We start from the raw sequence: 664 nt of genomic DNA, 5'->3' as shown, positions 1-664 counted from the left end.
CCCCCCAGCCGCCGCCGTTTCCACGGCCGCCGGCGAACGAACGTCCGCCGGCGGCCGGTCCACCGGACCGGCCGCGGTCTCCGCCATCGCCTCCGAAACGGCCGCGTTCGCCACCGGAACGCGGAGCGCCTCCGCGAGGTCCGCCGTCACGCCGGGGCCCATTTCCCTTGAAGCCACCGCGGGCGTCGCCCGCGCGACGGCCGGGCTCCCCGTGCCCGCCGTTGTTGCCCCGCCGCTCGCGGCCTTCGCTACGGCCGTCGTCTTCCGCGCTCATCACGTCCGTCACTGTTTCTCGGTACTTCGATGGACCCTTGCAGCCTACTTTGACTGGTCCCATACATGCGTCGAGGGCCGCCCCTGAAACGGGGCGACCCTCGACCAATTATAGTCCGGCGGCGTCCTACTCTCCCACACAGTCTCCCATGCAGTACCATCGGCGCTGAGGGGCTTAACTACCGGGTTCGGGATGGGACCGGGTGTTTCCCCCTCGCCATAACCACCGAACGATCAACGCACAACCCCACACGATGGGGTCGGCAAGTCTCGTTCGAGCCGTCAGGCTCACTATTCAACTATACGGAACCCAGTTGTTTCCTGGGAACCACACAGGGACGCGAACATTTCTTGCAGCGATTGGTTTGAACGTTCAGTGTGTTCAAGCCAC

1 rRNA gene is annotated in these 664 nt (G+C 65.8%); it reads right to left on the bottom strand.

The features are described 5' to 3' along the window. Positions 1-387: 387 nt before the first annotated feature. Positions 388-504, bottom strand: a 5S ribosomal RNA gene (rrf, locus tag DZF91_RS01260). Positions 505-664: the final 160 nt, after the last annotated feature.

Origin of the sequence: Actinomadura logoneensis, assembly GCF_003428695.1 — a bacterium.
Classification (GTDB): domain Bacteria; phylum Actinomycetota; class Actinomycetes; order Streptosporangiales; family Streptosporangiaceae; genus Spirillospora; species Spirillospora logoneensis.
This window is presented reverse-complemented; position numbering and strand designations above follow the sequence as displayed.